Consider the following 10581-nt stretch of genomic DNA (forward strand, 5'->3'; position numbering starts at 1 on the left):
ACTTCATCGCGCTTTGCCGTCCAATCAAAACCGGAAAAGCGATGCTGAATCTGCATGACTTCAGCCGGTGCTGCTGTGAAGGGCGCGGCCTGTGTCATAAGCTTGTCGCGAAAGGGGACCTTCTTCAACGGATCGCCGCCGTCAAGCGCTTCCACCCAAAGCAACTTTGCGGGATGCAACGGCTGCCACTCCACGCTGCGCGGGCCGGTGGGAACGCCTTGCGTTGGAATTTCGTCGGAGATGGGAAGATCGGCAATCGTGGCGACAAACTGGCCGGTGCGATCCCAGACTTCCGTCGAACGAGAAAAATAAAAATAGGGCACGCGGTAAGAGAACGGTTTTTTGAGTTTTGTGACAAGCACATACTTTTCGTCCGGTGAAAACTCTGCATTCATAATCATTGCCGGCTCGCCGATCATCGTCATATCGCCGGAAACGCAATTCACCAGCGCCAGTTGCGTCGTGGCAAAATACTCAAACAACATTTCGTCATGGGGATTTTTCAATAGATCCTGAAAGGTCATGACTTTTGAAATTTTGCCGGAGGTTTCCTCGATGTTCGGGCCAAAAGGAACCTTGGGCGACTCCGGCATTTTGCCGCGCCCCGCTGGTATCATTTGCACGAGAAGATGCGTGTTATCACTCGTCCACTGAAACGGCGCGGTCAGAACGTCGCTCACGCGCACATTTGCAAGCGCATTGGCTTTGCCGGTCGCGGCATCCGCCACCCAAACCTCGACGCCGTCATCGAGATCATGTGTGAATGCGAGCTTTGTGCCGTCATAGGACCAGCGCGGCACGCCGATCCTGGCATCTGCGGGCGCTTGCAGGTTAACAATTTTGCCTTGCTGTATCCAATGAACGGAGAGGCGGGTATACTGGGATAACCGTTGCCGGCTGCCGGTATCCGGATTGATGCGCAAACCGCCCAATTTCAAAAACGGCTGCGCCAATAATGCAATCGAGGGATGCGGGCGATAATCCACCAGCGCCATCGCTTCTTTGCGCGGACTCACGATCACAAAAGGCGTGGGCGGCGCATCGAGTATGGCGACGACTTCCGGCGGCGGAAGTTTGTAAGGCGTTTGTGCGAAGCTGTGCGTCACGAGCAGAAGAATTCCCAAACAAAGTATGATTCTTTTCATGGCTCATCTATCCGCGGTTAGACAGATTCAACAAGAAGCCCGCCCGAGGCATGGCACGCGACGAAGGCCTTCTTCGAATTCATTTTGCAGAATAATAAAACCCCAGGTTTCTGCGAATCTCTTCCGGCAATTCCGGGAGTTCCGAACGCGGGATCAAAAACGTTGATAGATTAAACAAATCTGCAAACAATTTGTGTTTATCCACCGTCGCCTTCAAATAATGATAACCCGCGGAGCCGCCGGTGCCGGTTTTGTTGCCGATCATGAGATGCACCATCAAGGCGTGTTTATAGCGCCAGGTCGTGAACAACTCGTCAATCTCGACCAGCGCGGTGAGCAGCCGGTAAGGCAAATGCAAAATCGGTTCGTCGCGATAGAGTTGTATTAACAATGCCGCCTGCATGGCTTTGTAGGATAACTGGCGTTTGCCCTTGTCGGTCAACCGCCGGTGCGAGGCTTCATCGAACAGGGCGTTGAAACTTTCAACGTTTGCCACCAAGCTTTCTTCCAGCTTGTGCTTTTCTTCGGCGGAAATGGCCGGATTGCCGGCAATTTTTTCGCGTTCGAATTGCAGCATGCGCGTGACCGCCTGGCGATAGGATAACCAAAAATTGAAGCCGTTGAAATCGAGAAACGGCGTGCGTTCGAGCCAACGCTCGATGAGCTGCAACAGCGAGGGTTCCGCCTCCGATTGCAAAATGATTTTCTCATGCTCGGGCGAAACATGTGTCGTGTAGGCATTCTTGTCGAACAACATGCGCCGTTCCGGCCGCAAGCCCAGCTTGTTTTCAATCAAGCGAAATTGCACGCTTTGAAATCCCGAGGCCGGCGCCAGCAAGCCGCGAAATTCCAAAAAATCCAGCGGCGTCATCGTTTCGATAATGCGGAATTGCTCGTTGATCAATTTTTGAATTTCGCTGACGCGCAACAGCCGCGAAACCACGACGCTGATTTGCTTCTCATCGACATAATCGCCTTTGAACAAGGCCAGCACCGAATCAAGCTCATGAAGGATCTGCTTGAACCAAAGCTCGAATACCTGATGCACAATGATAAAAAGCGTTTCATCATGCGCCGGGCGGCCGTGTTCAGCGCTTTTGGGTGATTGGCTCCCGAGCAAGCGTTCAAGCTGCAAATAGTCGGAATAATAGAGAGGCTGATTGTTGTTTTCCGCCATATCATCACGGCACGTCGTGCCTTTCCTTCATTTTTTTAAAAGATAAATAAATCTCTTCTAAAGTCAAGCTTCGATTTGGAACTGCAATTGTGTTTAGTTATATTCGCTCTCACAAAAGCGCGCCGCGATTCGATTTCATCAGCATAACTCAAAGCTGCTTCATGAGACAACGCTGCGCTTAGAATCATCTACATTCCCAAACACCGGGAGCTTCATGGCATTCCTTCCAATCTCACTCAAGCAGTTTTATCATCAGCGTTACGGTCGCATTCGCTTTCGCCTGCTGGATCTGTTGTCCCTCGGTTACATTGGATTACTGGCTCTACTCCTGCCCTTCTTCCATCATCATGTGCCCTACTGGCCGCAGGATTTCTTAATTCATGTTATCCTGGTTATTGTTTTTTTGGAAATCATACGGTTTGGTGAAGCGCATGCGCACAATCGCGTGCTCTGGTTTCTGCGAACCTTCTACCCGATCATTGCCATCTTTTACGGCTACTTTGAGATGAATCACATGAACCGCATGTTTACCGGTTCGTATTGGGCCATTGATCTTCTCATTGAAGCAGATGTCGCGATCTTCGGCGTCCATCCCACCATTTGGGCGCAGCGTCTTTACACGCCCTGGCTCGACGAGCTGATGAATGTTTTCTATGTTTCATATTATTCATTTCTGCCGCTGGCAACACTTCCGCTGTTTCTGCGGGGCAAATATGAAGAAACGCTCGCCGCTTTTTCGACTGTGACGCTGTCTTATTGCGGCAATTTTGTTTTGTTCTATGCCTTCCCCTCACTCTGTCCGCGCATGATCGATTCATTACAGGCTTTGCGCACAACGGAATACACTGGCTATTTTTTCGGACCCTTGACGCAACAGTTGCAATCGCAAGGCGCGATTGCCGGCGGTTGCTTTCCATCGACGCATGTTTCCGGCGCCATGGCCTGGGCGCTGGTCGCATGGCGGTATAACCGCCGGATAAGTTATGTTTTAATTCCGCTGGCTTTGGGCGTGGCGTTAGCGACCGTGTATCTCGGCTATCATCATGCTCTTGATCCGATCGCGGGGATCGCCCTGGCTTTTGTGGCATATCACGCCGGGCTGTATCTCTTACAGAGGCGGGGAGAAGATCCGCAGGCCAAACATCAGTTCACAAAAAACGTAGCCTTGATTGAGCAATCTCTGTAAACTCGCCGTTGTCACGTGAGTTCAATTGATACAAAGCCTACCAAACTTTCGGCAAACCCGCGGGAGCAGAACACGCTGCTCACGCCGGCATTTTGTCTTGCCGGTTCTTGCTCAATAAAATCTCCACTACCGCTTTTTGCCGGTAACGGAAAATACGATCAAGTTGCCGCTTGATGAACGGGTATGCCAATTCACCAAACGGCCGAAACGGCAAACGATACTGCACTTCATCTTCAATGGCCGTGCCTTCGGCAATTTCGCGAAAACGGTGGGTATGAATCCACAACGCGTAAGGCCCGCGCAATTGCTCATCAACAAATTCATGCGGAGGGTTCCAACGCGAAATTAATGTTTGCCAGCGCATGGGAATGCCGAAGAGCCGGATTTCATAATCGATCAATGTGCCGGCTTGGATCACGATCGGCCCCGGCGTCAGAATGCGAAAAAGCATCTCCGGCGGGGTGATGCGGCCGAGGTTGGCGGCCTCCGAAAAAAATGAAAAAACGGCGTCAATCGGCAGCGGAACTGTCATCGCTGTTCTTAAAATATGCGTACCTGATCGCGATTTCATAACATTCATATCTCATCCATTCTCTCAGAATCCATAATTCACTTCCCCGCTCATGCGTTGTTGCACCGTCAAGCGCTTATGCACCTCCGGGCCGAGCTTCTGCCAATAGGCGGCGCGATCGGGCAAATCATAAATCCACTCGTTGAGATAATCCGCCATTTTTTGCTCGTCTTTCGAAATATCATCCCAAGCAATATAGGCATCATTATCGCGATCATAGTAGCCCTGCGCAAAGCTCGGGTGCGCGCCGAACGGTTCGACGACCACAGCGTTCACGATCATGCCGGGAATCACCGTGCGGTTCGGATCCTGGCGAATAACGTTTTCATCCACCAGTTCTTCCACAACAACAATCACTCGCCGCGCGGCAAATGCTGCTTCTTTTTGCACGCCGTATAGACCCCAAATTTGCGTGTTGCCTTGCGCATCGGCGCGTTGCGCATGCACAATCGCCACATCGGGATTGAGCGCAGGCACGACGTAAAGCACTTCGCCGGTATACGGGCAGGTTACCGTTCGAATCAAGGGATTGACGATCGGCAAGTCGGTGCCTTTATAACTGCGCAACGGCATAAACGGCAGCTTGGCCGCGCCCGCCACGAAGCGTTGCGCCATGCCGAAGTGTGAATATTCCTCCAGCTCGATTGGATGCGGCTTGCCTTTCTCCACCGCGCGGCGCAGCGCATGCAATGGCCCAACGCCGGGGTTGCCGGCCCAGGAAAAAATCATTTTTCCTACGCAGCCTGCCGCAATCATCTGATCATAAATCAAATCCGGCGTCAGGCGGCATACCGTGAGATTCTGCCGGCGTTGCCGGATGATCTCATGCCCGGCGGCAAAACAGATGAGATGGGTAAAGCCTTCGATCGCAATCGTATCACCATCATGCACGTTTTTCATGACGGCTTCCGACATCGACATGACTTTCGAGTTGGAAATGCTCATGACTCTCTCATTATCGCTTCGTTAGAGATGTTGCCAGCGTTGCTCGCCGCCGCTGGTTTATCATGTCTCGTGGCAGACATGATAAACCAACAGACAGCAACGAGCAACAAGAAAACCTCTGTCAATCACTTCTGAATGGTGCGGCTCTGTTCGCGCATGAATTGCTGCACATAATACGGCCCGCATCCGCCCTTGCCGCTGCCGCCCGAACCCTTCCAACCGCAGAAGGAATTCACGCCGGGCCACGCGCCGGTTGTCGCGCCGCTGCGGCGATTGGCATAGGTCACGCCCGCTTCGATATTGTCGAAGAAATAAGCCAGCTCCTTCTTGTTCTTGGTGTAAATGCCGGCGGTAAGGCCATACTCTACATTATTGCTCAATTGCACGCCTTCTTCCAGGGATTCCATCTCGCCCACCGCCAGAAATGGCAGAAACAATTCCTCTTTGAAGATGCGATGATCACGCGGCAAATCATCGACAATGGTCGGCTCAACAAAGTAGCCGTTGGAAAAATTGCCCTCACGCAATTGGTCGCCGCCGGTGAGAATCGTTCCGTCGCGCCGCGCTTCTTCCGCTGCTGCGGCAAATTTATCATAGGCCTTTTGGTTGACCAGCGGGCCCATAAAAACGTCGCGCTCAATGGGATCGCCAATTTTGATAGCCGCGGTTTTCCGCAGGAGCAGCTCGAGAAACTTGTCTTTCACTTTTTTGTGAACATAAACGCGTGAGCAGGCGCTGCATTTCTGCCCCTGCAATCCAAACGCTGACTTCATCACACCATCAGACGCCACCTCGAGATCCGCGCTGGGCATCACGATCGCAGGGTTCTTGCCGCCCAACTCAAGAATCACCGGTTTGATATAGTCCCGGTTGAACTCTTGAAAAATTTTCATGCCCACAGCTTTTGATCCGGTGAAGACAATGCCATTGAGCAAAGGGTGGCTTATCAGAATATTACCCATGTGGCGATCACCCGCAACAAAGTTGACAACACCGGGAGGCATGCCCGCAGCAATATAAATCTCCGCCAAACGCCCGGTGATCCACGGCGTATCAACAGACGATTTATACACCAGCGTATTGCCGCCGAGTAAAACACCGGCGCTCATGCCGGTGGGCAGCGCCAGGGGAAAATTAAACGGCGCAATCATCGCCCAGACGCCATAAGGCCGCAAAACCGAGCGCGTATCCTCCTTGGGTGAAAGTTTACCGAGTGGTTTTAAAAAGCCTTTGGCATCGAGCAACTGCTTGGCATAATAATCCAGCAAGTCGGCGGACTCTTCCACATCGCCCATGGATTCCAGTCGGTTTTTGCCGACTTCAAACGCCATGATTGCGGCCAGCGTAAATTTGTCTTTGCGAATAAGGGCAGCCGCCTTCTGAACAATCTTTGCGCGCTTTTGGTAATCGGTTGCCGCCCATTTCGGGAACGCCTCTTTGGCTGCGCGCACGGCGGCATCGACTTCGTCCGAGGTTCCCTCGCGGAAATAAGCCAAATCAATGCTCGTGTCCACCGGACTTTTGCTGGCAAACGTTTGCCCGGCGCCGGCGACTGCTTGATTGTTGATGTAATGCGGATGCGATTCGCCAAAGTGTCCTCGCACTTTGTCCAGCGCGCGATCAAATTCGCGATGAAACTTTTCCATATCCGCGCCGAGCGTGGAATAGGTGATTTTAAACTGCTTTTTTGCAGCCATGGAAAACTCTCCTCTCTCAGATGAAGTTTAACATTCTTCTGGCCGCCGCCCTTGTCATCCGATGGGCACTTTCGCGGCCACCACATTCATGCTCTGCTCCAGCACATTCACAATTTCCTCAATTTGTTCCCGCGTCACAATAAACGGCGGCGCGAGCAAAATGCCGTCGCCATTTGTACCGTCAACATGTCCGGCGTTGGTCCAGATGATCAAGCCGCGCGCCAATGCCTCAGTGGCAATCTTCTCAACGACTTTTAGATTGCGTGCGAATGGCGCGCGCGTCGCTTTATTCGCCGTTAATTCGATTCCAGCGAGCAAGCCTTTGCCGCGAATTTCGCCGACAAACGGATGATCTTCCAGACGTTTGAGAACGGCATGAAGAACATTCCCCATGTCGCGGCAGCGCTCGACGAGATGATGTTCTTGCAGATAACGAATGGTTGCAAGTCCGGCAGCGCATGCCACGGGATGATGCGCAAAAGTTTGTGCGTGCAAAAAATCACCGCCGCTGTTGTAGAGGGCTTCGATCAACTCGCCGCGCGCCAGCATGGCGGAAAGCGGAACATAACCGCCGGTGAGGCCTTTCCCGGCAAGCAAAATGTCCGGCGCTGCGCCCGTGCCCGTTATCGCAAACCAATCGCCGGTGCGGCCCATGCCGCAAAGAATTTCATCGGCGATGAACAACAGATCATATTTGCGGCAAATCTCCACAACGCGAGGATAATATTCCGCCGGCGGAACCATGCCGCTGCCGGTCGAGCCGAGCACCGGCTCCGCCAAAAACGCGGCAACGGTATCCGGTCCCTCCTGTTGAATTGCCAGCTCCAACTCGTTCGCGCATTCATAATCACATTGCGGAAACGTTTTGCCCCAGGGACAACGATAACAAATCGGCGGCGGAATTTTGGGATGATCGACGTACATGTTTTGAAATTGCACGCGATACGCCTGGCGGCCGCTGACCCCCATCGAGCCAAACGTGTTGCCGTGATAGCTCGGCAAACGGCTGATGATTTTGTATTTTGATTTTTTGCCTTTGGCCATCCAATATTGTCGCGCCAGCTTCATTGCGGCCTCGGTTGCTTCGGTGCCGCCGGAGAGAAAAAAAGCCCTGGTCAATCCCGGCGGCGCAATTTCACACAGCGCGGTCGCCAGCGCTTCCACCGGCTCATGCGTGAATTGCAGGCCGCTCACGTACGCAAGTTTAGCAGCTTGTTGTGCAATGGCATTTGCAATGACCTGATTACCGTGACCAACGTTCGACACAATCGCGCCGCCCGAGGCGTCAATGTAGCGTTTGCCGTTGGCATCAAAGAGATAAACGCCTTCGCCAGCCACCATCATCGGGAATTCATAGCGCAGCTTGCGGTAGAGGACGTTGCCGTGGGGGTAGGAGAACTGGGAATTAGGGTTCATATGCTATTCATCAATTCTTCATCAATCTAACTCGCCTCTTGACTTTTAAAATATTCAGAAACAAGCTTGCGATACTCATTCTTGTTGTACGGGAAGATGACACCTTGAATCACATCGGCGTCTTCTTTAAATTTTTCTTGACTACTCTGACGTCTTTGCATGCGCAACCTAACAAAAAATAGCTGTAAATAACTAAACGTCAAAATAAGTATAATCAATACCAATAGATTAATAATGATAGGGCTTTGAAATATTTCTGGAACTTGAATCAAAAAAACATTATCAGGGCTACAGTTAACAAAACTGAATTCAGGACTATTATGACCGGCTCGGCACCACGCCATATTAAATTACTAAGATTTATGTCGAATCGTGGTTTGTTGTCCGCTGCTTCGAATACAAGAAAAGGAGCCAGCTTTGGATTTTCGTTTAAAAACCATCTTCGAATTCTTCCTGATCTTCTAAAGATGGTAACAATTGCCTCTGAATAATTTACGGAGTGCTGAAGCGTGGCGATTCCCAGTAAGAACAAAGTGATTGTGCTCAAAAGAATAATAATTTGTGCATTGTCACGTACAGCCTGCACCTGCATTGCTGCTGATATACCGGCGCCAACAGCACCAACAATCAAAAGAAAAAAGTTTACGCGAGCAGATTTAATCTCTTCAAACGTCTTTACTCTTTCTTGTAAACAAGCGTAGTCTGTGACAAGAAATTGAGCTGTAATATTCGCTTTCTTTGCCATTTTGCTTTTCCAATCTATTTGGCTACTTTAAAACTCAACTCCTCCAATCTCCTCCCATCCAACCGCTTCACCACTTCCGTAATCAGCTTTACGGCGCTCTCGTAGTCATCGCGATGAATGATGCCGTTGGCAGAATGATAGTAGCGTTGTGAAATCACCAAATCCAACGTCGGTACGCCGGTATGCCATTTGTGAATGGGCCCGGCATCGGTACCGCCGCCTTCTTCCAGCATGAATTGATACGGAATTTTTAACTCATCCGCAATACTCTGCACCCAATGCCGCAGTTTTACATGAGGCAACATTTCATAGGTGTGCAGAATGATCACCACGCCCTTGCCGAGCACGGGCTGCGCATAATCTTCGCTGGTATTGGCGGGCAGATCACTCGTCACATCGATGTCGAGTGTAATGGCAATATCCGGTTTCACGGCTTCCACCACGGTTTTGGCGCCGGCGAGTGTATTTTCCTCCTGCACTGCGCCGGTGGCGAACACGGTGTTGGGATGTTTCTCTGTTGCGAGATTTTGCATCACCCCGATGATCACCGCCAGGCCGATGCGATCGTCCCAAGCTTTGCCCAGCAAAAATCTCCGATTCGCCATCACCGCGAATTTGCTCTCGTGCGTCACCGGGTCGCCAGGTTGGATGCCCAACGCTTCGGCTTCAGCTTTGCTCGCCACGCCGATGTCGATCCACATCTCCTCACGGGGAATGATTTTGTCTTCTTGAATATCCGGACCGGTGTTGATCACGCCCAGAACCTCGCCTGTGCGCGTGTGAATGATAACGCGGTGATCGAGCAGTTGCTGCGAAAAATTCCAACCCAGCGGAAAGAATTTGACGAAGCCGTTCTCATCGATGCGCTTGACCATGAAGCCGATCTCATCGAGATGCGCATCGATCATCACGCGCGGCGAGTTTGCCGTGCCCTTTTTAACGCCAATCACGCTGCCGAGATTGTCGCGTTGCAATTCATCGACATGTGGCTTGAGATATTTCATAAACACTTGCGCTGCCGGTTCTTCGTATCCAGAGACACCCGGCGCTTCAGAAAGATCACGCAGCATTTTTTCGGTGTCATCAAGCTCTTGCGCCTGAACCAGACACGGCGCGAGGGCGAGCATGAGAGCAGCGGCGGCAAAACCGCGTGTACGCCGGCATTTTGTGGTAAGGTATTTCAGATGCTCCTCCGTGAGTTAAGGCTTAATCGCGCGGGTATTGATAAACGTCGAAATATACTTCGAGAGCAACCAGGCCTCCCATTTGTCTTCGAAGAAATCAGTGATTACAAAACCGGCTTTCAACTGCCCGCCAATTTGATCATCCAGGCTATGGCCGAATTCGAGCGGCTCGCCCTTCGCAAGATAGCGTTGTCGATCTTCTTCGCTTTCGCCGGTCAAATCGGAATAGGGTATCGTGTTCTTGACTTGCAGGATTTCTTGTTCAAATTGAAGATCTTGATCAAAAATATAAAAGATGGGATTGACGAAACCGGAGAGCAGCGCGCCGCCGCGGCGCAGCACCCGAAAAGCCTCGCGCCAAACCGGCAGCACCTCGGGAACGAACATATTCGAACACGGATGCACGATGAGATCGAAACTTTCGTTGTCAAAGATCGAGAGATCAGCCATGTCGCCTTCGACGAGGGTAAGCGGCAGGCCGTCTCGTTCAGCGACAAACCGATCCTGCCGGAGTT

General features: G+C 51.6%; 10 protein-coding genes. 1 reads left to right on the forward strand and 9 read right to left on the reverse strand.

The window, feature by feature from the left end; genetic code table 11:
• Together FBQ85_19665 and FBQ85_19670 are read right to left on the reverse strand one after the other, a co-directional pair.
• Positions 1–1145: S9 family peptidase (locus tag FBQ85_19665; protein ID MDL1877353.1), on the reverse strand; the 1145-nt coding region annotated here is incomplete at its 3' end.
• A 79-nt stretch (positions 1146–1224) separates the two neighbouring features.
• Positions 1225–2322, reverse strand: coding sequence for a tryptophan 2,3-dioxygenase (locus FBQ85_19670; GenBank protein ID MDL1877354.1), 1098 nt, complete (start codon positions 2320–2322; stop codon positions 1225–1227).
• 214 nt (positions 2323–2536) lie between these two features.
• Here FBQ85_19670 and FBQ85_19675 point away from each other — a divergent pair, with 214 nt between their 5' ends.
• A complete protein-coding gene (locus FBQ85_19675) occupies positions 2537–3508 on the forward strand; it encodes a phosphatase PAP2 family protein (protein MDL1877355.1) in 972 nt (323 codons plus the stop codon).
• Positions 3509–3587: 79 nt separating this feature from the next.
• Here the strand turns inward: FBQ85_19675 and FBQ85_19680 are convergent, their stop codons facing one another.
• The 7 genes from FBQ85_19680 to FBQ85_19710 all read right to left on the reverse strand — a co-directional run.
• The gene (locus tag FBQ85_19680; protein ID MDL1877356.1) at positions 3588–4040 is read right to left on the reverse strand and encodes an SRPBCC family protein; all 453 of its coding nucleotides are present in this window, start codon (positions 4038–4040) and stop codon (positions 3588–3590) included.
• Between the two features lie 63 nt (positions 4041–4103).
• Positions 4104–5000 carry a CoA transferase subunit A gene (locus FBQ85_19685; protein MDL1877357.1) on the reverse strand — a complete coding sequence of 299 codons (897 nt, stop codon included), beginning with the start codon at positions 4998–5000 and terminating at the stop codon, positions 4104–4106.
• A gap of 149 nt (positions 5001–5149) precedes the next feature.
• The gene (locus FBQ85_19690; GenBank protein ID MDL1877358.1) at positions 5150–6721 is read right to left on the reverse strand and encodes an aldehyde dehydrogenase family protein; all 1572 of its coding nucleotides are present in this window, start codon (positions 6719–6721) and stop codon (positions 5150–5152) included.
• 54 nt (positions 6722–6775) lie between these two features.
• Positions 6776–8137 (reverse strand): aspartate aminotransferase family protein, encoded by a 1362-nt coding sequence (locus FBQ85_19695; GenBank protein MDL1877359.1) that lies wholly within the window; start codon positions 8135–8137, stop codon positions 6776–6778.
• Between the two features lie 268 nt (positions 8138–8405).
• Positions 8406–8882, reverse strand: coding sequence for a hypothetical protein (locus FBQ85_19700; protein ID MDL1877360.1), 477 nt, complete (start codon positions 8880–8882; stop codon positions 8406–8408).
• A gap of 14 nt (positions 8883–8896) precedes the next feature.
• Positions 8897–10009 (reverse strand): M42 family metallopeptidase, encoded by a 1113-nt coding sequence (locus FBQ85_19705; GenBank protein MDL1877361.1) that lies wholly within the window; start codon positions 10007–10009, stop codon positions 8897–8899.
• Positions 10010–10081: 72 nt separating this feature from the next.
• Positions 10082–10581, reverse strand: a 500-nt coding sequence (locus FBQ85_19710) for a class I SAM-dependent methyltransferase (protein ID MDL1877362.1), incomplete at its 5' end; no start/stop codon positions are given.

It is taken from the genome of Cytophagia bacterium CHB2 (assembly GCA_030263535.1).
Lineage (GTDB): Bacteria > Zhuqueibacterota > Zhuqueibacteria > Zhuqueibacterales > Zhuqueibacteraceae > Coneutiohabitans.